Raw genomic sequence first — 24568 nt, 5'->3', positions numbered from 1 at the left:
TAAATAAACAATAAAGAGCATATTATACATATAAAATAAAATCAACAGACGCGCCAAAAAATTATTATATTTTTATAATCTTCGGAGAATTATTACAAAATACAAAAAATATATCGATTATAGTTATGCATATAAAAACGCGTGCAGCTCAACAATGCACTGCACGCGTATAAATCTTCTCTTCTACTGCGAAATTATTTTTTAATACAACTCTTATTTAAATAAACACAATACTTCTTAATAGATTATTTAACGAGAAGCTACTGAAAGCATCCAATTTGCTCGATTTTCAGCTTCTTCATTTGAAACGCAAACCATAATAACTGTATCATCTCCAGCAACTGATCCTAAAATACCTTTCAAAGGCTGACGATCTATAACACTTGCAACGTATTGTGCAGCGCCTGATGGAGTGTGAATAACAACAATATTATTTGCATGTCCAACTTCAGTGACAAGACCTGCTAAAGTGCGAGCAACTTGCTGATCAATTCGCACAGTATCCATAGCATGACGATTGCTAGTACCATCGCCAAGCACATACGCAATCCTACCATCCGTCAATCGAATTTTAACTGCATTTAACTCATCTAAATCTCGGCTCAAAGTAGCTTGAGTAACATTAAAACCATGACGCGCCAACACTTTAGCGAGTTGAGATTGAGAAGTAATCACTTCTGCCAGTAACGCTTGTTCAATAGCGTTTAAACGCGCTGCTTTTGTTGCAGGACGTTGCTGTTTTATTGACACTTCGTTATTTGATTCTGCATCCGTTTCTGGATTCATCATAGTTTTATCAAAACCTTTCATAAACATATTTTCAATTAAATATATACGAATATGTGTATACATATCTACATGCATAAAAAATTATTTATGTGTTCTTCGTCACACATATCTATTATGCATGAAAACGCTAGATTCTCATTAAAAAATGAATGTTACTTTACATAAAAAGAAAAAAGAGTCAATAATGCAATAAATGCGATTATGCATACTATTATTAGAACGTATGCACAATCGCATTAATTAAAATATATTATATTTTACACTCGCAAAGTTGCGTGCAAGACTTCAGCAGCATCCGTAATCTTCTTACGAACTTCTTCCATCTCTTCGCCAGAAAGTGTTCTATCATTTGCTCGGAACGTTACAGAATAAGCAAGAGAACGCAAACCTTCTCCAAGCTGCTCACCCTCATACACATCGAACAACTCAACAGATTCAAGCAAATCTCCAGCAGACTTTTCAATAGCAGACTGCAATTCATTCGCCTTCAACTCAATTGGTGCAGTGAAAGCAAAATCTTGCTTTACAGGAGGGAAAGTCGAAATTGGTTTAGCTTGAACAGGCTTCATAAGCATATTCTTAAACAATTCAGTTAAATCAAGCTCGAATGCTGCAGAATGCTTAGGCAAATCTAGCGCTTCACAAACATGCGGATGCAATTCGCCAACAATACCGAGATTGACGCTTGAACCATCTTCAGCAAGAACACAAACTTGAGCACTACGACCAGGATGCCAAGAAGATGGAGCATCTTGAGCTTTAAACTGTTCGAGAATGAACTTAACACCAATTCTCTTACCAACTCGCTGGAGTGCTTCAACAGCATCGCTCCAATCGACATCTCTATGAGTACCAAGCCAACCAGTTTCTTCAGCATGACCAGTTAGCAAAGCAGCAACATGCAAAGGTTGTTCCGGTAATCCAGCATCCAGCGCAGCAAGTTCAGCATTAGAAGGTCTAACAGAACCAGGTAATGCAGGAATTGCAGGAGCATTTGGATCGCTAAAGTACACATGACCAAGCTCATACATGGAAATATCTGTTAAACCACGATGAAGATTGCGTCGAACAGTGCCAGCCAAAGTCATCAAAACAGAACGACGAAGCCAAGGTCTGTCTCCAGCCAAAGGATTAGCAATACGAACACTTACTTCAGCAACTTCGTCCACATTTTGGCGGAAAGCCTTAATATCTTCTTCACCAACAAATGGATAACTTAAAGATTCAACAAAACCAGTTTCTGCTAACTCATAAGCAATAGCTCGCCTAGTTTGCTGTTGCGTGGTTAAACCGGTTCGACCAGTAACAGGAACTGCAGGAACCTTAACAGGAATCTCATCATATCCAATAAGTCGAGCGATTTCTTCTACTAGATCGCAAGGCTCATTCAAATCAGGACGCCAAGTTGGAGGAAGAACGGAGAAGGATCCATTGCCACCACCAGCAACAGAGCAACCAATATCGGTAAGAATATCGCTAATGCGATTCAAATCAACTTCCAAACCAGCAACTCGCTGCACTTCATTAGCTTTAAACACAATCACATTTCGCGACTGAGTATTATTAACATCACACGGCGATGTAGATGGCTTAGCTCCACCAAACTGTTCCAAAAGATTCGCAGCCATTTGCGCAGCTGCTGGCTGCAATTGAGTATCAACGCCACGCTCAAAACGACGAGAAGCCTCAGACGGAATCTTATGTCGTCTAGCAGTACGAGCAATTGAAACGGGATCAAAGTGCGCTGCCTCAATCAAAATATTTTTCGTTTCACTCGTTACTTCGCCGTACATGCCTCCCATAACACCTGCTAAGCCAAGCACGCGTGAACCGTGGTTTCCATGAGGAGAATCGCAAATAACTAAATCCTCAACATGCAATTCATGATCTTTGCCATCCAAAGTCGTAAGATGTTCGCCCTCATGTGCACGGCGAACTACAATTGGACCTTCAATTTTGTCCAAATCATAAGCATGAAGAGGTTGACCCAAATCAAGCATGACATAATTAGTGATATCAACAGCAAGAGAGATGCTGCGCATACCTGCACGCGTTAAACGACGCTGCATCCAACGTGGGCTTGCACAAGTGGAGTCAAAACCATGTACAGCACGCGCATAATATCGATCACAACCAGGTACACCATGAATTGGATTAGTATCTTCAATGCTCACGTCAATATCTGAAGTCTTGTGACCTTCATCATTAATTTGCGATACCTGCTCATTCAACTTTGAAACAGGATCCGTATAAACAGCACCAGTTGAATGATGATATTCGCGAGCAACACCACGATAAGAGAAAGCATAACCACGATCAGGCGTTATATTAATCTCCAAAATCGGCTTATTAAGATGCAACAACTCCATTACATCATCGCCAGGCTTCAACTCATCATATTCAGCCTTAGAAAAGCCATATTCACGCAACAAAATAATGCCATTGTGGCTATCTCCCAAACCAAGCTCACGCTCTGAAGCACACATACCGTCAGAAATATGACCGTAAGTCTTGCGCGGCTCAATCTTAAAATCTCCAGGCAGAACAGCACCAGGAAGAGTTACAACAACCTTTTCACCAGCAGCCATATTAGGAGCACCGCAAATAATGCCACGAGGAACTTTTTTACCGTTTTCGTCAACATCGTTGTATTTATCTCCGACATCAACATGGCACCAATTAATAGTTTTGCCATTTTTCTGCGGTTCAGGAGTTGCGTCAACTACGTAACCGACAACAATTGGACCGGTAACTTGAGAAGTGTGAATCTCTTCTTCCTCTAAACCAACACGAACTAAATCTTTAGCAAGCTGTTCGTATGTTAAACCTTCTGGCACTTCAACATGATCTTTAAGCCAGTCAATATCTACCATTGGCATGAGTTTTACTCCCCCATCACAAACTGTTCACTGAAGCGCTTATCGCCTTCAACCAAATCATGCATATCGTTAATGTCATGTCGAAGTAGCAAAGTTCGCTCCAAACCTACTCCGAAAGCAAAACCAGTATAAACTTCTGGATCTAAACCAGCAGATTTAAGGACATTAGGATTCACCATTCCGCATCCGCCCCATTCAATCCAGCCTGGACCGCCCTTTTTATCCGGGAACCAAAGATCCAGCTCAGCACTAGGCTCAGTAAATGGGAAGTAGCTTGGTCGCAAACGGCTCTTTGCATCTGGACCAAACATAGCAACAGCCAAACGATCGAGAACACCCTTTAAATCAGCCATTGTTAAATGCTTATCCACAGCCAAAGCTTCACATTGATGGAAAACTGGAGTATGCGTTGCATCCAGTTCATCAGTGCGGAACACTCTACCAGGAGAAGCAATATACAGAGGAACTCCACGCTCAATTAACGCACGTACTTGATCAGAAGAAGTTTGCGTGCGCAAAACCATATTTGAACCAACAAAGCCTGCGGCATCCTTAGCTTGATTTCCTTGAACGTAGAAAGTATCTTGCATTTGACGCGCAGGATGATCCGGTCCAAAGTTCAATGCATCGAAATCAAACCATTCAGTTTCAACTTCTGGACCCGCAGAAATCTGCCAACCCATAGACACAAAGAAGTCTTCAAAATCTTCAATAATACGAGCAATAGGATGACGAGCACCTAAAGGCTTACGATTAATTGGAAGAGTCATATCTACAGTCTCTGCAGAAAGCATGTTAGCTTCTTCAACGGCTTTAATTCGCTCTGTAGCTTCTGCAAAAGCTCGACCAAAATCAGCTCGCAAAGTTGACATTACCTTGCCAACTTCCTTCTTTTGATCTGCAGGCAAAGAACCAATTGCTTTGCTTGCAACAGTCATCACTGACTGTGCGCCAGCATACTTAGTTTTAACAGCCTTCAGTTCTTCCATAGTTTGAGCAGCTGTAACGCTAGCAATACCTTCTTTTACTGCTTTAGTTACAGCTTTAATATCGAATGGCTTATTATCGGTCACAGCACCCTTCCTATCTGTGTTATACGTATTCATTGTTTATATACGATATTGCAAAATATTGCCCAAAGCTATATTTTTCGCTCATGACTCGACATAGCCAAGCCCATAAGCATTACTGCTGCACTTGTTGCAAGGTTCATTGATTCTGCTTTTCCATATATTGGAATTATTGAAATATCATCAACCTGTTGCAATACTTCTTTAGGTAAGCCTCTAGCTTCATTGCCAAATAAAATAGCCAAAGAACTGCTAATAACCTCGGAATTGACTAAAATTTTTGGAAATGGCACAGGTTTAATCTTGTCAGTTCCGTAAATATCAGCTGCAATAATTCGAATATTTGATTTTGCAGCGCATTCGAACCAGTCTTGAACGCTTAATTGCACTACAGGAAGATGAAATAGTGAACCTGCAGTCGAACGCACAAGCTTAGAATTCCAACGACTTACGCAATCATCAACAAAAACAACAGCATCGCATCCAGCAACATCTGCAACGCGAATAATAGCACCAGCATTGCCAGGATCTCTTACCTGCCAGCAAGCTGCAATACGAAGAGGCTTAAAATCGTTTTTTGATTTTACTTGTGCTGATTGTTGCAAATTTTTAAACTCACTAAAATAGATATCATCTAAAGATTTCGAATTAGCAACCGCAACAATTCCCTGTGAATCAGCACTAATTTTTTGCATAATACTCGGTTCAACAGGATGAACATAACAAGATCGAGATAAAGCTTCTTTAACTATTTCCCGCAAAGAAGAAAATTGTGAACTTTCCTTTTCATTACCTTCACAAGCATCTTTAGTAACATAAATATCACATAACGAATCTGTGGCATAACGTACAGCTTCGCGCACACTTTGCGGACCTTCAACTAAAAAACGCTGCAAATCATGCGACTTTGCGCGACCTAAAGAAACGAGTCTGCGCACGCGCTCACTGTGAGTATTATCAATTAGTTCTTTTAACGGCATAAATATAACTTTACTTCAAAAACGATTACGACACAGGAAATACACATTCACATATTTATGCAAACCTGCCACATTCATTGCAACAAAACTTGTAAATAAGCAAAACCTTATAAACTCTATTCATGATGCTCTGAAGCACTGGAAGTTGTATAGCCTTTAGGCTCAAGTTGAAAAGTAGTGTGAGACACAGAAACAGGAAAATGTTCGCGTAAGCAGTCCTGAAGCTGAGAAAGCACATGAGAGCATTGAGACATTGTCATATTAGGATCCACAACGACATGTGCCATAAAAATCGGCATACCAGTAGAGACAGTACTAGCGTGCAAATCATGAACTGCAAGAACATGAGGAACATGCTCTAGATGTTCACGAACTTTGTTTAAATCAAGACCTTCAGGAGTCTGCTCAAGAAGAACCTTAACAGCATTCTTAAGAAGCTTTAGCGCACGTGGAATCATAAGAAGCGCAATAATACCGCCAGCTAAAGCATCAAAACCTGCCCAACCTGTGCTCATCATTACAATAGCTGAAACTACGACTGCAACAGATCCAAGAGCATCGTTCATAACCTCAAGAAAAGCAGCACGCATATTCATATTGTCTTGCGATTGAGACATAAGAATTACAAGAGAGCCTAAATTCGCAGCTAAGCCAAGAATACCAAAGAATAGAAGCTGATTTACATCATGAATGCCTTGATGACCACTACCAAAAAGACGCATTCCAGCTTCAACAAGAGCATACACTCCTACAAGCAGTAAAATAAGAGCTCCCGCAGCAGCTGTAATAACCTCAAGACGCGCCCAGCCCCACGTACGCTTACTATTTGGACGACGACGCATAAGAATTGCAGTAACTGTTGAAGCTGCAAGAACTGAAATGTCTGTAAGCATATGACCTGCGTCTATAAGCAGCGACAAAGAATTAGTTAGAAAAGAACCAATTACCTCAGCAAAAAACACAGTTGCAGTAAGAGAAAGCGTAAGAAGCAAACGATGCTGATGTGCATGACTTGCGTGAATTGCGGCTGCTTGGGAAGCTGCGTTGGCGTTATTGTAATGAGTATCGAAAGAGTTGACATTTGCATTCACACTGCTTGAGCGTGAACCAGTGCCGTTAGTTTGAATTACATCGTTATGATTATGCACTTTCCAGCCTCCTAAAATATTAAAATATTTGGGCGATATCGTTTCTCAATATCATTCGCATTTTGCCGTATACGCAATGAACCCCAGCCTAAGCCGGGGTTCACTATTATCAATTACTTTGTCTATGACTATGTAATCACAAGCTGTCAACATGCATAAACATTGTACAAAACATGTTACAAAGTAATGCTATTTCTCTGCTTTTAGCACTCTTTCACACAGGTAGTACAATACAGAGGATCCAAGCAAAGCAAGTGCAGAGAGAATGAATAAGTAGAAACCAATGCCATAACTTACAGATCCAAGCATCGAGAATCCGCCAAACTGCGATTTGAGGGAAGATATCTTGCCATTAATATGGAAAAACTCAAAAATCATAAATACGGCAGCAACACCGCCAACAATCATCATTATTTTTGACTTATTCATAAAAGCAAAAACTAAAGCAACAATAGCAATAATTATATAGAAAATTCCATCGCCAGGAGTGTTATTATTGTTTACAAAATTAAACGACTTGGAGAGACCAAAGCAATTTACAGTGATAAGTGGCAAGAATGGAGCAATAATTGCAACAACAGAAGCTGCCATATAAGCAATCAAAGAGTACTTATGTAAAAGCTCAGGATCTGAATCTTCAATTACTGAATCTATTGTCTCATTAAAATTCTTAAAGCCATCTTTAACAGAATTTAAAGTATCGTTTGCTGGCTGCTGAGTATTTTGAACAGTCTGCTGCACATTTGGGTTTCCTAAGCGATTTCCGCAATTAGCACATACTTGACTATTTGCGTCGTTCTCTTTACCGCAAAAATTACAAAGCATAATTCACCTTCTACTTCAGTTGTTAAGCAATACAACTATTGCATTGCAAATTCGCAACAATTATAACAATCGAACTGACTATAAGACAAATACGGGATTGTCAATCGCAAATATGCTAAGTAAAGTGCAAATGTGGGTTATAGGCCAAAAAGTATTTTTAAAACCTAAGTCTCGTTAAAATATCGAAAGAAATGCTGCAGTTAAGTTAAAGAGGAAGCTGCACCACACCAAAAACCAGCCCTTGAAGGTCAATGATTACGGGTGTCAAACTTCCGTAAAGAATATATCAGGTATAAAACAAACGTAAAAAATATTACTTATTAGACAAACCTTTATCGTCATTGCTGTTTGCTTGACTCGACTTAGAATGAGGCTTATTTAAAAAATCTCTCAAGAACGATAATGCCGGCAAAGCCAATGGAACCCATGACCATTGGCTTTTTGTATAAAGAAACGCAATAAACGAAATAATTAAACAGAGAATGAATAAAATAGCACCAATCCACTGACCACGTAATGCTGTTTTAATCTCTAAATCAACAAGCCTATCCTGCCTAATCGACTCATCAACAGTACTAGCATCATTCCAATCACAAAGCTTCTGCTGTACTTCTGCAGGATATTGACGGAAACTCTTAGGATCTGGCAACATGCCACTCCACTGAACACTTCCCAAAAATAGCTGACTGTTAATCAATGAATCAATGTTAGATTCACCGGAATTTACAGCGAGCGAATCTTTTCCTGCTCCTTCTGATAAATCAGAGACTGAAGAATCCTTGCTCGCATTTGACGCTGCAAACGCTCTTGGGACATTTTCATTGACTCCTGACGCATCTGTTCTACACTCTTTGCCGGATAAATGCTCGGAAACATTTGAAGGCTGTTCATTATCATTAACCCCATTATTCACTACTCCTCCTTACAAACCAAATTATATTTAAATTAGCTACTATATTTGCATTCCTAATTAATATACTACCTTAACTTTATTCTAAACTCACGGAGTATTATAAATAGAATGAATATCTATTACTCTGCACAATCACAAAAGCGCATGCACACAAAAACAACTCATAAAGCATTACTACTAAATTGATATAGCATCAGAATATATAGTTACTACCGCAATAACCATTGCACGAATTGAGCAAAAAGACAAGACAGAGTGTAACAAACAATACAGCTAACATAAAATGGGCATAAGATTTGAGATTCCAGTCATCAGATTTCTTATTACTACTAGGTGGCAACCTGTGAACCCTAAATGGCAGATACCCTGTTAAACATTTTCTGAATCAATTTTTTCACTTATCAATACATTAAGCTTACGTTTTTATCAACTTTATTTTGAACGTGTGATGTAGCTTTGCAATCCTTAAGTAGGGATTATCTGAAGTATTTAAAATACCAGCAAGATAGGGTACTTGAGTTGATTGAAATGAGTTCCGCAAGAGCGGTGAATACTACAAGTAGTTATTAAAAAGCTAAGCGGGTTGCTTCTATTTTAAGAATACTCATCAGCTTAGCTTTACACACTTTTTTGCCTATAACCCCACTTTTTTGCCTATAACCCCACTTTTTTGCCTATAACCCCTATAACCCCTAATTTGAAAACTAATAAATAAAAACGGGGAAGCTGGAAGCTTCCCCTGCAGTGATAATTATCAAATCTGCTGAGCAATCAAACTGGATAACAAGTCCAGTCTTATTGAGAATTAGCATTTACAATATATCATCTTTAGGAAATAGAAAACAAGTGATTTTTTAAGTTTGGTTAGAAGATTTAAAAAAGTTAACATATCTATATAATCAATGAATAGTACAGTTGAACATATTATTAATTTCCATATTCACGTGTTTTAGAAAAAATACCTTACTGAGTGCATGTATGTAGCTTTTACATAAACAATATCCATATATTCATAATGGGAAGATTACTAAGATAGCGTTCCAATTATGTTTTTATAATAAGCAAATTATTTATGCGTTATATGCACACAATCATTCTCGTTATTTCAACTTACCAAATGTGTACGCATTCAGAAAAGTTTCGCGAATTGCGGGTTATATGCCAAAAAATGTGTAAGAAATCATGTCTCACGTATTGCACAAGCGTTTTGCGGTAATCGAATCTGTTTTCTGCACATTCACCACCAGAGCCAAAAGTGTGTAAAAATAAGCTCATAACCCTTATGGCAGTAGGGCTCGCAGTATATCGAATGTGGGTTATTTCTTATGCTAAGCGGCGTTCGAAGCATGTATTAGCTGAGTATTTAACAATAAATCGTCAAACGCTGTTACTAACGCAGATTAGCTACTGCACCAGTAACATATAACCCCGCTTATTCGTTATTAACGCAGTCTACGTGCTGCGCGAGTAACATATGACCGTTGTTTTCTCAGTTTGTTAGCTGAGTTTTTAATGCTGTTTAGATTATGGATTACACATAATATTCATCAGCTTAGCTTCACGCACTTTTTGGCATATAAGCCGATATGCTCGCAGTCTCGTGCTTATCTGTGGAATTGAACCAGTTAAAATTTCTGATAAAACATCAAATAACCGAGCGCAAGCCAATCCTCGACTAACACTCTGCCGTAAACGACAGCTGCGAGGGACTTGCGCACGACGTTAATAATAACTTATTTTATGCAGCAATCACAATGATAAAAATGTGAAGTACTCCTCAGACTAATGTTCCAGTCTTGAAAGCTGGTTGCCGAGGGCCTCACATTTGTAACATTGAATTTTATGCATTACGCATAAAATAAGAAGACCAATCATTCCCCCAAACCAACTCTATTAGAAAGAGATTAAGGGTAAGAGGAGCCCTAGCTTCCATAAAAAGTAATATCAGATAATCTAAATATCAATAATTAAAATACATACATATAAGTAAGGAAAACATATACGATGCATCTTACTGCATACAATAAGATAGATAATACTAGAGTAGTCAAAGGCTAATGGACATGATGAAAATTTGTTATGACATGGTTGAGAAACTCCGTCCATATGCAGAACCTAACATGGATAAGCTCTCTAAAGAAGCAGCCAATAGTGCTATTAGAGCAGGCGAACCGTCTATTGCAATTGATTATTATTTAGTAGAAGCATGGATGCACAAGAGCGCACCTAAAGAGTTGCTAATCGAAGCTTATAATTTGCTAGACCCTTATGAATGTGGTGATGACTACGACGATATAGCAGACGATTTAGGTGTACCTCGTAAAGTTCATTCACCAGATGAATAAGTTTGAGTCTCACCGGGGATACGTTTTTAGAATTAGCTCTTACCCCTCTTGATATACTTGGCGCTAGTCGCACTATTAGCTTTACCAGGTTGAGAATTAGCTCTTACCCCTCTTGATATACTTGAGGCACAACTCTTTCTGAGCCTTATCAAGTTGAGAATTAGCTCTTACCCCTCTTGATATACTTGTTCACCAGCGTTGATAAGCCACTGCCCAGTTGAGAATTAGCTCTTACCCCTCTTGATATACTTGTAGGTGACGAAAAGTCAAGGAAAGGAGAGTTGAGAATTAGCTCTTACCCCTCTTGATATACTTGTTATAAGCTCAAGAGGGGCAAGATTTCAATCTTTTTAGGCATTTTTTCATTCAAAAAAGTGTAGCAATTTCAGGAGTTTCAGACGAAATATCCTGATGCAAATTAGTATATCTCAGCGCAGAAGACCATTGATGGTCACTAATATGCAGTATTCTAACTTGACCAAATGGTGGTAAATTCTCTTTTATTGCTTTTACGGTTGAGCGATTACCAGATTGAGTTGGAGTGTAACGAACATACACAGAAAACTGCACCATTGCATATCCCATGTCTAACAACAAATTTCTAAAATCAGTAGCGGCTTTCCTTTGAATTTTTGTAGCTACAGGTAAATCAAACATTACTAGACACCACATTCCGCCACTATCCTCATCAATTTTCATAATCCTCCCTTGTATTCTGGAACCAAGAAATCTTTTGACTGTTTTTCCACATACATTCCATAAGCCTGTGCAATATCATTAAGAGCACTAGGTATAGTTGGCCCAACTCCGTTAAATTGCTTATTCACACTTTCAATAAGATACTTCTTAACTGACTTACTATCTGGCGTATCATCAACAGCTAATTGAGCTACGGCAAAATCTACAGCAGGCCTAAATGGCTCTATAATATCGTCAGCTAAACAGAAATAGTTAGACCTATTATGATGATTCATACCTAATACAGGATTAAGCCCTGCAGAAATTACAGCCTTTATGGAGAAACCCCTCAGTATCGTATAAGCATAATTAAGAGCAGCATTACGTCCAACATTACAACCTGGCACTCTGTGAAAATCTTCTTCAGAGGAAAATATACGTTTCCAATATTCTCTTGCAGCTTGACCTTCTCTATTGGTACTATCGCCAGAATGTACCTCATTTGCAATACCACGTAGCATTCCGCCTCCTTCAATGTTCAACGCATCAAGACATGCAGCCTGTCCACGAATCTTTGATCTAACAACATTAGCCCATGCAGCTTTTCTTCTAGGAATAGATAACGAAGCTTGAGCTAACTGTCTAGTAACAATACGAGTAGGAACATCACTCCAAGAATGCATTGCACAAACAGGAACTCCTTGCCAATTGCATACCATCACACATGTTCCATATGCAGCGCATTGATGCAATAACCCAGGTGAACATCCACAATGCAATCCAATTAGTAAAACCGCAGTTTCAGCAAGAGGAATCTCTACAATCTCGCTAGTAACACGATTGTTCACCACTAATCTTCCACGAACATAAGTAAGACTACCGTCTAAAGACGTACAATCAACAACTCGCCAAGCACTCTGCATGATGCACCATCCATAATTTATTTTGAATCATTACACCATTTCCAAGAAACCGGCATACCGGAAAGCGATTTCCAACGAATTTCACCAAAACCATTTCGGCGAATTGTTACAGGCTTACATGATGCAAGTGAATTAACAGCAACAATCCAGCCCTTTTCACCTAAGACTTTAGCTGCATCTTCTAAATAATTACCATCGCTTACATATCCGCTAGTAATTAATTTATCAAATCCTTCTTTAGATAACATGGATGGTCGAAGCTTAATCTTGGTTGATTCTGGTATACCATCTATAACCCAATGCGAATAAGCAACAGAATCAATGCCCAATTCCTTAAGAAACTGTATGAACTTCCCAGCAACAGTATCGCTCTTTATAAACGCAGGATCTATTACAAGTTCATCACCAACGAGCAAATATCCAATATATTCAGCTCTATTATCACGAATTGCTTTCAATAATGTGCCATCTGCATAACGCATTGATACAGAATAATACGGCAATTCACAAGTAAATAAATCCTCATCGCGGAATTTATTTAAATCAGATTGGAAGACACGGATTATGCCATAGGCAATTTCTTTCTTTGATTTTCTATATCTATAAAGACGAGCATGATGAATGCTATTACCAATATCAGCAGATCCACCTCTAACTGCAATCTGAGCGGATTTACCATTGAAGAAAGTTATTTCATCATTTGCAGTAAGCGTTTTATTATTCACTCGTAACACTCTAGATTGCGAAGATGGTATACCATCTTTAATGGTATAGTCAGGCTGATTAACTAAAGCGCAATACAGTGCAGGAGTAGAGGCACGAAGTATATCATCAGAACTAATTGCGTCTGAAACATGCAAACTCCGTAACTTGTTAATACTATCATCATGAACAGCTGAATTTTCATATCTCATACGAACTTGCCGAACCACAGGAATACGATTTTCTGTCATAGATGCATTAAGCAATTCAAGTAACTTTTGCATATTTCTATGCCACGATTCGTAACTAGGATACATAGCATCGTGTTCAGATGGATAATCACGCCAATCTAACTCACCATAATCTGGATGTCCCAATATTCTTTGTGTTTCACGAAGATTATTTTTTATATATAATGCTTGTGAAACATTGGACGTTATCATGGCAATAACAGCCGCATCCACAGCATGGTGTCTTCGATCGAAGCGTGTTTTATGCTTTGCATCAAAGAACTGCAATTTACCATCAATTCCAGATAATTTACGGCTCATAGCAGTAATCGAACCAGCGTATACGCCAACACTTGTTCCAAGGTTAGAATCTGTATTGGAAATCACTGCATCTGTTGCATAGGTATTGCCAATATAATATTCAGAATTGTAATACCAATCAATTCTATGATGTAGCTCATTAGCCATCCACGCAACTGATTCTATTGAACGATTATCAAATGGTTCGTCTTCTTCAGTCTGAGAAAGTCTAGCAATAACAGATTTCTCAAATTTTAATTTTGATGCTTTATTACCATACAATTTACTAGGAAATATAAAATGCTTCACTCTTTTATTTGCATTATTAACGGTAATATTATGTTCAACACAATATTGTGACTTACACCAAATTGCGAACGGAATATTGCTTTTATTACGATTACAAAGTACGCAAACTGCAGCTAAATTCACACGAGTATTGGTAGACCCAACTCCCTTACGAGGAACTATATGATCCATTTCACAAGTTTTGAACGTTATAGGATTCCCACAATACAAGCACTGTCCATTTTGTCTTTGCACCGCTTCATAACGTCGAATATCTGCATCTGAAATAGTTAAAGCATTAATTCCAAGTTCTTTGGAAAGCTCCATTCTTAAGTTGTTCCTAAATTTGGTTCTTCCATTAATATTCTCCGTGTAATCTTTGCTCATTTTCGCCGATTTAAAACCAGAACGAACATGTTCAATATTCACCCGCATTGGCGAACCCCAGCGATTTGTTGCATTAACAATGAAACGATTTACAATTTTTAAAACACGATCTACAGAAGGATTACCTATAGGAGAAGAAATAGGTTCAGCTGAAGGCCTCCAATTATCATTGAGATTAAAAAGATGCTTACGAGCTTCAAACAAGTCATCATCAGTATTTAACATTTGCTGAGATAACTTATTTAAAGTATCAATACTGTAAGCAGCACGTCCACTAGGCAAACTTATATTATCTAATATTTCAAATTCATTATCTGCTAGATCTTCTATAAACGCAGAAGCAGCTGTATCACTTTTTGATTCAAAATCACACGAGTTACTGATTAAATCAATAAAAGCCTCATGCTCATCTGAATCATCTGTGTGCTCATTCCACCAAGGCTTCAATTTTTCCTTAACAAACTTATCCCTAGAAGAATTGCCAGTTTCTGAGAAGATTGCAATTTCGCTATCTAATCTAGGCGGCTGAAGAGTAATAGATTCACCATCACCTGTCTGCTTACCAATGCCTCGCAAATCACTACGTTTTATATGCAGCAATTCTGAAACGTCATTCCAACTATACTCATTAGGAATAAATGCTTCCTTTTCAGTAGTAGATATAAAAGTTGTTGTCAACAATTTATACACTTGCTGTTTTTCTTCGCAAGTTAATTTTCTCTCAATAGAATTTTCACGAATGCGAAGATTTGAAATAGAAGAAATAATTCTATAACGCTGAAATGCTAGAGACGCTTTCGACGCACGACGACCAATATTAGTAATAGCATCTTTGCCTACTAATTTAGTAGCAAAGCCTTTAGGAGATTTGGACTCAAATACACAATTTAATAATTTTGTAGCATCTGTATCATCAACGGATTGCATCTCAAAAATCTTGCGTAGTTCAAGCATACAATCACTTTGGATAAACTTACCGGGTAGAATTGGATTATAAATTTTATTATCTTTTTTGATACGAACACGAATCCTAGGAGAAGACATGCCTTTTTTAGACATTATGTAATCACAAACTATCTGCCCTATGGTACAACCGTAATTAGCAACACCAGGAGCTAAACGGTTTACAGTATCTATAAACTGATCATAAAACTTGGAGTATTCTTTGGCCTGCATCATTGATCTAACAGATTGATACGGATTACGCCATCCTCTATGCCTGGCAATATGACGAATAGCTACACTCAACATTATCTTTCGTTTTTTATCGTCACTTATATACGCATCAGCAAGTTCACCTCGAATATACCAAGGTTCGAATGAATCTTTAGACTCTAAACAAGAATTATCTACAATTGGATAGCCTAATGATTCTAACAAAGAATCCAATTTACTTAATCTCTTGCGTCTAGTTCTATTCAAACGTCTTGCACGCCTTGCAACACCAGAAACTTTCTTGCGAGTATCCGAAGTTTTTCTACCTGTCGGATCAATTCCAGAATCATGTATGAAACTTAAAGCTTTTAGAATTCTTATAGGACAACCATTATCGTCCAATTGTATTGCAGCCAAACCAGTTGAATTAAGACCGACATCAATACCTATAGCATAAGTTACATTCTTCATGAAATAATTTTACATCAAAATCCTATACTCGTATAAAAATTACATAATCTCAGAAGAAAAACCAATTTATAAAAACAGAATCTTATGTATGTATTGCGCTACGGTTGTCTCAATATAGCCGCTTTACAAACACAACACAATTCATCGAATAATACGTTTTAATCTCATGCACATTTTCTGACACTAACCCATCAATCTTACTGAACTGTCATAGACTACCCAAAAAACTCAAAAAGCAAAAGCGCCACACAGCTAAAAACTGTGCAGCGCCTCGTTTGTGCCTCCGGTGGGACTCGGACCCACAAGCCCGTAAGGGCGTCAGATTTTAAGTCTGATGCGTATGCCAATTCCGCCACAGAGGCAGCAATCACTTATTATGCCATACATTTAAGCAAAGAACAAGCTCAGCGTGTGGCGAAATCACAAACACATATTCTCAGTATCCGTCAGAAACTGCAAACACGCGCACTCATCAACCGTCAGAAACCGCAAACACACGCACTCAGCGTGTGGCAAGTAATTTCCTTCCCAAATCAATCGTGATTCCGTCAAGCAAACCATGCTCACTTGCAACAAACGTATCCAAAACCCCACCGTGATCCTCATACGCAGCTTTTGCTAATCTCTCCAACACTCGGCTCCAAATCACTGCTCCACCGCCAACAACATCCACACGCCCTGGGTGAATCGTCGCATACGTGCGCCTGCAGTCCTTAGGCATACGCAAAAATCGATTATTAACAGCATAAGCCTGCTCTAATCCAATACGCACACCATCGACAGCAGTATGATCATAATGCTGCAATCCCATAGTCAAAGCAGCCATAGTTGTCACAGTTCCAGAAACGCCAATAATAGTGCGAGCTCGTCCTGCAGGAACAACTTTGAAAGCATCATCAATATGCTTGTCAATATCTTCAATCGCAGCTTGAATTTCCTCTTCAGTCGGAGGATCAGTATGCAAATGCCTTTCCGTCATTCTAACGGAACCAACATTCATGGAGTATGCTGCAGAAACCTTGTGCGCTGGCAAGCAGTCACCATCCCCTCCAAGCACTAACTCAGTAGAGCCTCCACCTAAATCAACTACGAGATACGGTGGCTGCAACTCATCGCGAGACACAACGCTTGTTGCTCCAAGGAAGCTAAGAGCCGCTTCTTCGGTACCACTAATAACTTCAGGGCGAACACCAAGCTCATCAATCATCATTTGTTCAAAAATCTCACGATTTTCAGCATCTCGTGTAGCTGAGGTTGCCACAAAACGAATCGCATCAACTGGATGTTCTTTCAAAACTTGCGCAAATTCGTGCGCAGCCTCCCTCACTCGCTTCAAAGCGTCATCTGCGAAACGATGAGTTTCGTCAATTCCCTGACCGAGTCTAACGACGCGAAGCATACGAGGAACAATATCTTTCATTCCATGCTCAGAAACTTGCGCAATTTTTAGTCGAATAGAATTTGTACCGCAGTCAATTGCAGCAACCTGTACTGTTTTTTCTGCGCAAGTAGTCGTTTCACTTTTTACGGCTTCACCCTCTGCAGTTTTAGCCGTTTCGTCTTCCACAACAACTTCCGTTTCAGTAGCATATGCATCATCGCTCCACGGAGTAGTACAGCGGCACACGTTAGGATCAAACTCATCTTTAATGCGCTCTAATACCATGTCACCAATCGGATTTACACCTTTGCCCATTACCAATGTTTGCGCAAGCAAAGCGTGCAAGCATTTAACACGAACTGGCATTCCACCAGCGCTCATCTGACTAATATGCTCTTCACTATCCCCCAAAGACACAGCTAATTCATGACGGAATTCCAAATAATACTTATGTGCACGCTCATATTGTTTCTTTAGATCTTCGTCCGATTGTAATAGCTCGTTATATTCTCGCATAATACCGTCTGCTTCTACGCGAGACACCGCTTTTACAGCTTCAGGACTGGTAAGGTAGCATGTAGTTGGGAATGGAGTGCCATCTTCTAAGCATGGTCTAGTAATAACAGCAAGAGGCCTACCACAAACGCAACGCGCACCAACGGCTACCATTCCTCTAGGGAATCTTCCAAGTTGCTTTTCAACAATTGCACGCTCAGCATCACTCGCAGGTGTAGTAAATAAAGGTTTTACAGCTTCTTTTGGAATATAATTCTTATTACTGTTCTGCATTTTATCTGAACTTTCTTGGCTGTTAGCCATGCGTTTCTACTCCTGTTAAAGCTGTTTTACAAATAAATAATTCTTTACTTTATCAGTTTATATGTTATAAGGATGGCACAGTATCTGGTTTGTCTGCTTTATGTATTGCATACATTAAGTCACTATACCAAGGCAAGACTGAATGAGTCTTAGTTTCGCTATTTTCTTGAGCAAATTCATTCGGAACTTTTCCAGTTACTGCCTCAGGATGCTCTACACGAACAGCCTGCTCACCAGGAAAAATAAAGCCGAGACGATCTCTAGCTTGAGCGGTAACGTATGCTTTGTCTTTCCATCGGTCAATATTATTATCCAACGTACGCTTTTGTTCACGTAAATCACTTTCTTCACGCTGAAGTGCATGAAGCTCCGACAAGCTTAACGCATAATTTCTAACTGTTGAAATGCATTCAATTGAACCAACGGTAACTACAAAAACCATAAATAAAAACACGAGCGGTCCTGAAAGTAGTCGACGCTGTTGCAATGGTGATACTACATCCTCACCTAATGCCGTTTTACGACGCTTTTTCATAACCATACTCTCTAAATTACTTGATGTATTCGACGTGAAAACATCATGTATTCCGCTAATATCTTACGTGCTTTAGATGCAAAATGCTGTTGTGCCACATTTACAGTCACGCTACATTTACAGTAGCTCACATTTATTCGTTATTAAAATTAAAAAAACTGACGAACAAAACTGCAAAAAAATATTCAAATTTTTCTACTTAAACCAGTAATTTCTATTAATAACATCGATCATTTCAACTAATTGCTTTGTTTCTGCAATATCATGAGCACGTATTACACGTCCACCAGCCATAAACATCGCTGTTTCTGCAACTAAAGTAACTGGCAAACGATCTTCTTTATCTAAATTAAAAAGCTTCTTACCAAAGCCTTTTCTAGAAATCGCAACCAATATTGGTCGACCAAAACGATGCAATTGATTAATATTGCGCATCATTGCATAATCTTGTTCACCATCAGCAACCTTTGCATAGCCAATTCCTTGATCAAGAATGATCCTATTTAAGTCAACTCCTCCATCAACAAGCATTTTTAAATTATCACTAAAGAATTGACACATAACCTTTGTTAAATTGTCATATTCTGTATCTCTATTGCTATGCATTGTTACTAATCCAACGTTAGAATCTGCCATAAGCTTTACTTTTTCTGGAGAATCAAACGCACGAACATCATTTATAATATCTACGCCAGCTTCAATTGCAGCTTCCATTACAGGTAACTTGTAAGTGTCTACTGCTACAGCAATTTGAGGATAATTTTTGTGAATATACTTAATAGCAGGTATAACGCGCCTTATTTCCTCTTCTGGAGTAATTTCTAAATAACCGCCAGGTTTTGTAGTTTGACCGCCTACTTCTATAACATCAGCACCAGCTTCAACTATTTCTTTAATATGGCTATTTACTTCGTCCTCACTTTGGTACTTGCCGCCATCATAGAATGAGTCAGGAGTAATATTCAAAATCGCGTAAACTATAGGCTTGTCAAGTGTATCAAAGCAGAATCGCCCTGCATTCCACACAATTGCTTTTTGCTTTAATAGCGAGCGCAAACTTGCAAGTAATTCTTGATCTTCATACCATGCTTTTTCGCATTCTTGCATAAAAGGTTTAAGAGCAATAAGCGGCAAAATGAAGTCAATAGAAGACTCGGAAACTTTGATAGCTGTATCAAAATGATCGAGAAAATCAGCTACTTTGCTTAAATCGTTTTCGCTAATATTTTCCCACGTGCATAAAATTTTTTGATTTACACAAAGATCCTGCAGTAACGCTATATCTGCAATACTTTTAGAAGATGCATTCTCCAAATTGCTTTCAATAATTCGCATTTGTATTCTTTCTTTCTAAAACCTCATATTTAAAAACTAAATTTATATTCCAAACTAATTAAAAACTTCACTACTTTCAATAATATTAATCCAATTAGTGTCGCTAGTTTTATTAAGCTTATCTTGGATGAGCTCATGATAATTTGCATCGTCTGTGCTTATTTCAAGCAAAGGAACTAATACAAATCTGCGATTATCTCTTTCTTTATGCGGAATCGTAAGATTTTCACTTTTTATAGTTTGACCACCAAAATCAATAATGTCTAAATCGATTGTTCGAGGACCCCAACGAACTATGCGCTTTCTGTGAAGACGCTGTTCAATATCATGAATAAAATCAAGCAGTTCAAAAGCTGTTAAATCAGTGTCCAAACGTAAAGCAATGTTATAAAAACTGTCTTGCACTACGTCACCAACTGGTTCAGTTTCATACACTGAAGAAACGATAATATTGCTTATATGCGAATTTTGCTTCAATAGCGAAACAGCTTGACGCAAATTAAGTAATCTATCACCTATATTGCTTCCAACACTTATGTATGCACTAGAAATCATATTTCCACCCCCCAAAAAAAATAATTCAATTTATAGTTAAAAGTATATATCATGAACAGTTAGGACTAGCCAACTTTATAAATTCAAATAATAAATAAGCTAATATCAAAAATTTTTATAACAAAAATGTCGCTGTAAATTCAACACTCTTTAGGAGCAATTAAATCTACAACGACATTTTTCAATACGCTTTTGTCTAAAGTCTGTAAAAATATTTTAGATTCAAAAGTAGTATTTTTTAGTTATTTTATTTTTGACTTATCTATTTTGCTTGAGCTTTACTCAAAATTGTATCTGCAGAATGCTGCAACTTTTGCAACTCTTCTTCAGTCAAGTCAAGTTGGCACTGCTTCACAATACCTTCGCGACCAACGATTGCTGGGTAAGAAAGATAAGAATGGTATTCCTCTCGATAGTTCGAAACAGGCATTTGCTCCTTTGAATCCGAAAGAACAGCATGGACCAGACGAACTGCAGCAGCAGCAATACCGTAATTTGTATACTTCTTTCCGTAGAACACAGTGAAGCCGCCTTGACGAGTTTCTTCATCGACAGCATCTAAATCAATGTTCTTTTCTTTTGCAAACTCAACAATCGGCTGCTCAAGAACCTTAACTGTGGACCATGCAACGAACTGTGAATCACCATGTTCACCCAAGCTATAGCCCTTCACGGCTTTTGGATGCACTCCGAAGAATTTACCAACAGCGCGATGAAGACGTGCAGAATCAAGCAATGTTCCAGTGCCAATAACTTTTTCATAAGGGAGACCGGTTGTTTCTTTATAAAGCTGGCAAATAGCGTCGCAAGGATTCGTAATATCAATTAGAACACCATGGAAGCCAGAAGCTTTAATCTTTGCGCCAACTTCTTCAACTTGAACACGATTATGTTTAAGTTCTGCGAAACGATCAGGATTTGGGACGTCTAAAAGCTTAATATTGCCCATAGCGCTTACGATAACTTCAACATCTTTCAAAGCATCGTAATCATTGACAGTAATGTTTACATTAAAAGGCAAATTGTCCATTGAATCCTCAAAATCCAATGCATCAGCCTTAACCTTAGCTTCATTCTTGTCATATAAGTACAGCTCGTCGGCGTAACCACCAACAACAAGCTGATGAGCAACAGCTGCGCCAACATTTCCCATACCAATAACTGCTACTTTTCGCATAATGAAACATCTCCTTCTGTTTCGATTTTCTCACAAAAATATCACCATTATGCGGAGAATGAAAGTAAATTTAAGAAAAATTTTTTGCGTGTTGTGATTTTTTCAAAAATATTTAATAAAAAACGGTCAGCCGTAAACACGACTGACCGTTAAAACTCAAAGACTCAAGAAGCCACTAAGTTACTTAAAACTAAAAGTTACTTCATATACTTCTTGCAAGCCTTGAATGCGCTGTAACCAGCATACTGAGCGGTAGAACCAAGCTCTTCCTCAATCTCAAGCAAGCGGTTGTACTTAGCAATACGCTCGCCACGAGCAGGAGCACCAGTCTTGATTTGGCCGGTGTTCTTAGCAACGGCAAGATCAGAAATGGTGGTATCTGGGGTTTCACCAGAACGATGGGAAACCATAGAAGTGAAGCCGTTCTTAGTTGCAAGCTCAATAGCGTCGAGGGTCTCGGTAACGGAACCAATCTGGTTCAACTTCACGAGCAAGGAGTTAGCTGCACCAAGCTCAATACCCTTAGCCAAACGCTTTGGATTGGTGACGAGCAAGTCATCGCCAACGAACTGCAAACGATCACCAAGACGCTTGGTGATTTCTGCCCAATCATCCCAGCCTTCTTCCTGGAATGGATCTTCGATGGAAACGATTGGATACTCGTTAATGAGCTTCTCGTAGTAATCGAGCATGTAAGCAGATTCGCGCTCTTCGCCATCGAAACGATACTTACCAGTTTCCTTGTTGTAGAACTCAGAAGAAGCAACGTCAAGAGAAATACCAATCTGCTTGCCTGGCTCATAGCCAGCGGCTTCGATTGCATCCATGATGTACTTCAAGGAATCCTCGTTGGACTTCATCTTTGGAGCGAAGCCACCTTCGTCACCAAGACCAGTAGCCAAACCTTCCTTCTTCAAAACATTCTTCAAGGTGTGATAAACCTCAACACCAGCGCGCAAAGCATCGCTGTAGGTTGCGAAACCGTAAGGAGAAATCATGTACTCCTGAATATCGGTTGCGAAATCAGCGTGAGCACCACCGTTCATGATGTTCATGTTTGGAACTGGAAGAATGTGACCATTGGTGCCGCCAATGTAGCGGTACAACGGAAGCTGAGCAGACTCAGCAGCAGCGTAGAGAGCAGCGAGGGAAACGCCGAGAATTGCGTTAGCACCAAGCTTGCCCTTGTTCGGCGTGCCATCAAGCTCAATCATCGTCTCATCAAGAGCGCGCTGATCGGTGGCATCCATGCCAATAACCTTAGGTGCGATTACCTCGTTGACAGCCTTAACAGCTTCCAACGTGCCCTTGCCTTGATAACGGGACTTGTCGCCATCGCGACGTTCCCAAGCTTCAGCCTCACCAGTAGAAGCACCAGAAGGCACTAAACCAATACCCTGAGCGCCATCTTCGGTCTCCAAATAAACCTGAACAGTAGGATTTCCACGAGAATCCAAAATTTCGCGTGCATATACGCTTTCAATAGCTGCCACAACTACTCCTTTATACCTATGGGTTGTGATGACTCTTCCAAGATTAGTGCGTTTTATGGACGTTATATTGAGTACCAGCGTATTTATGCCGTGAACGTTCACAATATTTTGATTTAATTCGAGTCATATGAGCCAATTGTATATTTTTAAGCAATATCGTTTATAAATATCGATTTCAAATATACATGTCCATACCCTTGGGAGATAATGACCACAGACACGGGGTGCGCAACTACATCGTGCCAAACAACAATACATACAGTGTTGCGCTGAGAATACACTCGTTGAACCTGATATAGCTAAAACTATCGAAGGGATTGTCGCATGACTTACAGTTCGCCTAATAAAGCGAAAAACATATTGAAGATTGCATTTAAAGCGGTATCTTCGTGTAAAGTGTGGATTTCAACCATCCTCATTTTGGTTTTGTGGTTTTTTACAACTCTTTCTCCAATCGAAGACCGTTCTTTGCCATCCCCATATGAAGTAATACAAGCTTTTATTGATTTAAACAACGAAGGCATATTGTTAAAATCCTTAGGAATAAGTATTTTACGAGTTCTTTTAGGACTTTTGTTAGGAATTATTTTTGCTGTTCCTGCAGGCATACTTGCGGGAGGCAGTAAGCTTGGCAATATTGTAGTTGATAAACCAAGCCACATGTTGAGGTCAATTCCATTCCCGGCTTTAGCTCCAATATTAATAATTTTCCTCGGAATAGATGAAACGATGAAAATAGCGCTTATAGCTGTTGGCGTTTTTGGACCTATGTACGTTAATATTCGCGACGGAGTGCGTAATATTGATCCGAAACTTCTCGAATTAGCGCAGGTTTATCACGTTAAAAAATCTACTATTTTTATATCTATTTTGCTTCGCGGTACACTTCCAAGTTTTATGACAGGTTTGCGATTTGCAATATCTGTAGCATGGGTTGCATTAGTGACTTGCGAAACAGTTAATTCTTCTATTGGAATTGGATACATTCTTTCAAGAGCGCAAGAATTCTTTAGGCCAGATCAAATGATGGCATGCGTTATTATGTACGCAATTGCAGGTCTTGGATCTGAGCTTACTGCAAACATATTAGAGTATCTTCTTATACCTGAGCGCAGATTAGATAGAAAATCACGCCAATAATCTAGTAATATCAACATTTTTCTAAAGTTAACTACTTTTTAAAATGCATT

Annotated in this window: 18 protein-coding genes, 1 tRNA gene, 1 CRISPR repeat array and 1 riboswitch; of the genes, 2 read left to right on the top strand and 17 right to left on the bottom strand. The window is 38.9% G+C overall.

The features are described 5' to 3' along the window. Positions 1-249: 249 nt before the first annotated feature. From HXT47_RS03695 to HXT47_RS03665, 7 genes are all read right to left on the bottom strand, one after another. Positions 250-789: an arginine repressor gene (locus HXT47_RS03695; protein ID WP_421789399.1), complete on the bottom strand. Its 540-nt coding sequence runs from the start codon at positions 787-789 to the stop codon at positions 250-252. Positions 790-1046: 257 nt separating this feature from the next. Then, the gene (gene pheT, locus HXT47_RS03690) at positions 1047-3668 is read right to left on the bottom strand and encodes a phenylalanine--tRNA ligase subunit beta (RefSeq protein WP_421788854.1); all 2622 of its coding nucleotides are present in this window, start codon (positions 3666-3668) and stop codon (positions 1047-1049) included. 5 nt (positions 3669-3673) lie between these two features. Further along, positions 3674-4774, bottom strand: a complete 1101-nt coding sequence (gene pheS, locus HXT47_RS03685; RefSeq protein WP_116973279.1) for a phenylalanine--tRNA ligase subunit alpha — start codon at positions 4772-4774, stop codon at positions 3674-3676. Between the two features lie 35 nt (positions 4775-4809). Then, a complete protein-coding gene (locus tag HXT47_RS03680; RefSeq protein ID WP_410294522.1) occupies positions 4810-5718 on the bottom strand; it encodes a TrmH family RNA methyltransferase in 909 nt (302 codons plus the stop codon). Between the two features lie 116 nt (positions 5719-5834). Beyond that, positions 5835-6866 carry a cation diffusion facilitator family transporter gene (locus HXT47_RS03675; protein ID WP_410294523.1) on the bottom strand — a complete coding sequence of 344 codons (1032 nt, stop codon included), beginning with the start codon at positions 6864-6866 and terminating at the stop codon, positions 5835-5837. Positions 6867-7055: 189 nt separating this feature from the next. Beyond that, positions 7056-7691, bottom strand: a complete 636-nt coding sequence (locus HXT47_RS03670; protein ID WP_004119400.1) for a zinc ribbon domain-containing protein — start codon at positions 7689-7691, stop codon at positions 7056-7058. Positions 7692-8004: 313 nt separating this feature from the next. Continuing rightward, positions 8005-8604: a hypothetical protein gene (locus HXT47_RS03665; RefSeq protein ID WP_421788852.1), complete on the bottom strand. Its 600-nt coding sequence runs from the start codon at positions 8602-8604 to the stop codon at positions 8005-8007. A 2057-nt stretch (positions 8605-10661) separates the two neighbouring features. Here HXT47_RS03665 and HXT47_RS03660 point away from each other — a divergent pair. Continuing rightward, a complete protein-coding gene (locus HXT47_RS03660) occupies positions 10662-10949 on the top strand; it encodes a hypothetical protein (RefSeq protein WP_346284388.1) in 288 nt (95 codons plus the stop codon). Positions 10950-10972: 23 nt separating this feature from the next. Then, positions 10973-11266: direct repeats of the CRISPR family, unit length 38 nt; unit sequence AGTTGAGAATTAGCTCTTACCCCTCTTGATATACTTGT. A gap of 49 nt (positions 11267-11315) precedes the next feature. Here the strand turns inward: HXT47_RS03660 and cas2 are convergent. The 10 genes from cas2 to eno all read right to left on the bottom strand — a co-directional run bounded on the left by cas2 (position 11316) and on the right by eno (position 23378). Then, entirely contained in the window at positions 11316-11648 is a 333-nt protein-coding gene (gene cas2, locus HXT47_RS03655; protein WP_101886016.1) for a CRISPR-associated endonuclease Cas2, read from the bottom strand. Next, a complete protein-coding gene (cas1, locus tag HXT47_RS03650; RefSeq protein WP_421788850.1) occupies positions 11645-12550 on the bottom strand; it encodes a type II CRISPR-associated endonuclease Cas1 in 906 nt (301 codons plus the stop codon). Before cas1 ends, cas2 begins: the two co-directional genes overlap by 4 nt. A gap of 17 nt (positions 12551-12567) precedes the next feature. Next, entirely contained in the window at positions 12568-16083 is a 3516-nt protein-coding gene (gene cas9 / locus HXT47_RS03645; protein WP_421788848.1) for a type II CRISPR RNA-guided endonuclease Cas9, read from the bottom strand. A gap of 278 nt (positions 16084-16361) precedes the next feature. After that, a tRNA-Leu gene (locus HXT47_RS03640) sits at positions 16362-16445 on the bottom strand. 140 nt (positions 16446-16585) lie between these two features. Then, the gene (locus HXT47_RS03635) at positions 16586-18253 is read right to left on the bottom strand and encodes a DUF501 domain-containing protein (protein WP_162861605.1); all 1668 of its coding nucleotides are present in this window, start codon (positions 18251-18253) and stop codon (positions 16586-16588) included. Positions 18254-18347: 94 nt separating this feature from the next. Further along, on the bottom strand, positions 18348-18824 hold the full coding sequence (locus tag HXT47_RS03630) for an FtsB family cell division protein (protein ID WP_004106839.1): 477 nt from the start codon (positions 18822-18824) through the stop codon (positions 18348-18350). Positions 18825-19013: 189 nt separating this feature from the next. Further along, positions 19014-20153, bottom strand: a complete 1140-nt coding sequence (gene folP, locus HXT47_RS03625) for a dihydropteroate synthase (RefSeq protein WP_116971371.1) — start codon at positions 20151-20153, stop codon at positions 19014-19016. A gap of 54 nt (positions 20154-20207) precedes the next feature. Continuing rightward, positions 20208-20708 carry a 2-amino-4-hydroxy-6-hydroxymethyldihydropteridine diphosphokinase gene (gene folK, locus HXT47_RS03620; RefSeq protein WP_116971370.1) on the bottom strand — a complete coding sequence of 167 codons (501 nt, stop codon included), beginning with the start codon at positions 20706-20708 and terminating at the stop codon, positions 20208-20210. Between the two features lie 262 nt (positions 20709-20970). After that, the gene (locus HXT47_RS03615; RefSeq protein WP_004106846.1) at positions 20971-21885 is read right to left on the bottom strand and encodes an L-lactate dehydrogenase; all 915 of its coding nucleotides are present in this window, start codon (positions 21883-21885) and stop codon (positions 20971-20973) included. A 197-nt stretch (positions 21886-22082) separates the two neighbouring features. After that, complete coding sequence (eno, locus tag HXT47_RS03610; RefSeq protein WP_004106847.1) at positions 22083-23378, bottom strand: phosphopyruvate hydratase; 1296 nt, start codon at positions 23376-23378, stop codon at positions 22083-22085. Between the two features lie 210 nt (positions 23379-23588). After that, positions 23589-23713: riboswitch (TPP riboswitch) on the top strand. On the opposite strand from eno, the gene HXT47_RS03605 reads away from it, so the two are divergent. Then, entirely contained in the window at positions 23703-24518 is an 816-nt protein-coding gene (locus HXT47_RS03605) for an ABC transporter permease (protein WP_004119379.1), read from the top strand. Its footprint overlaps the riboswitch before it by 11 nt. Positions 24519-24568 lie beyond the last annotated feature (50 nt).

The organism is Gardnerella sp. DNF01205, assembly GCF_049244135.1.
In the GTDB taxonomy this organism is placed as follows: domain Bacteria; phylum Actinomycetota; class Actinomycetes; order Actinomycetales; family Bifidobacteriaceae; genus Bifidobacterium; species Bifidobacterium leopoldii.
Note: the sequence above shows the minus strand (reverse complement) of the source record. Positions and strands in the feature narration are given on the sequence as shown.

Coding starts and splice junctions, on each gene's coding strand:
- pheS (WP_116973279.1), bottom strand. CDS start 4,774: ATGAATACGTATAACACAGATAGGAAGGGTGCTGTGACCGATAATAAG.
- HXT47_RS03605 (WP_004119379.1), top strand. CDS start 23,703: ATGACTTACAGTTCGCCTAATAAAGCGAAAAACATATTGAAGATTGCA.
- cas1 (WP_421788850.1), bottom strand. CDS start 12,550: ATGCAGAGTGCTTGGCGAGTTGTTGATTGTACGTCTTTAGACGGTAGT.
- HXT47_RS03630 (WP_004106839.1), bottom strand. CDS start 18,824: ATGGTTATGAAAAAGCGTCGTAAAACGGCATTAGGTGAGGATGTAGTA.
- HXT47_RS03670 (WP_004119400.1), bottom strand. CDS start 7,691: ATGCTTTGTAATTTTTGCGGTAAAGAGAACGACGCAAATAGTCAAGTA.
- HXT47_RS03635 (WP_162861605.1), bottom strand. CDS start 18,253: ATGCAGAACAGTAATAAGAATTATATTCCAAAAGAAGCTGTAAAACCT.
- pheT (WP_421788854.1), bottom strand. CDS start 3,668: ATGCCAATGGTAGATATTGACTGGCTTAAAGATCATGTTGAAGTGCCA.
- HXT47_RS03695 (WP_421789399.1), bottom strand. CDS start 789: ATGATGAATCCAGAAACGGATGCAGAATCAAATAACGAAGTGTCAATA.
- HXT47_RS03660 (WP_346284388.1), top strand. CDS start 10,662: ATGGACATGATGAAAATTTGTTATGACATGGTTGAGAAACTCCGTCCA.
- HXT47_RS03680 (WP_410294522.1), bottom strand. CDS start 5,718: ATGCCGTTAAAAGAACTAATTGATAATACTCACAGTGAGCGCGTGCGC.
- folP (WP_116971371.1), bottom strand. CDS start 20,153: ATGCGAATTATTGAAAGCAATTTGGAGAATGCATCTTCTAAAAGTATT.
- cas9 (WP_421788848.1), bottom strand. CDS start 16,083: ATGAAGAATGTAACTTATGCTATAGGTATTGATGTCGGTCTTAATTCA.
- folK (WP_116971370.1), bottom strand. CDS start 20,708: ATGATTTCTAGTGCATACATAAGTGTTGGAAGCAATATAGGTGATAGA.
- cas2 (WP_101886016.1), bottom strand. CDS start 11,648: ATGAAAATTGATGAGGATAGTGGCGGAATGTGGTGTCTAGTAATGTTT.
- HXT47_RS03615 (WP_004106846.1), bottom strand. CDS start 21,885: ATGCGAAAAGTAGCAGTTATTGGTATGGGAAATGTTGGCGCAGCTGTT.